Source organism: uncultured Streptomyces sp. (assembly GCF_947488945.1).
In the GTDB taxonomy this organism is placed as follows: Bacteria; Actinomycetota; Actinomycetes; order Streptomycetales; family Streptomycetaceae; genus Streptomyces.
Map to the genome: position 1 here is coordinate 1 of NZ_CANLBS010000109.1, position 269 is coordinate 269.

Here is a 269-nt window from a genome sequence, read left to right on the forward strand (position 1 = left end):
ACCGCCGGCAGCTCACCACCAGCACGAGGTCCTGCCGGCACCTCCGGAGCCTCCGGCGCCTCTTCAAGAATGATGTGTGCGTTCGTTCCGCTGACGCCGAACGACGACACACCCGCACGGCGGGGACGGGAGGAGGCGGGCCACTCCTCGGCCTCTGTCAGCAGGCGGACCTGCCCGGACTCCCAGTCGATCTGCGGCGACGGCTCGTCCACGTTCAGGGTGGCGGGAAGCTTCCCGTTCCGCATCGCCATGACCATCTTGATCACACC

At 68.0% G+C, this 269-nt stretch carries 1 protein-coding gene; it reads right to left on the reverse strand.

Features of this window, described 5'->3' with window-relative positions:
• The coding region (locus tag Q0994_RS34015; RefSeq protein WP_299542617.1) for a ketoacyl-synthetase C-terminal extension domain-containing protein at positions 1-269 on the reverse strand (269 nt) is incomplete at both ends.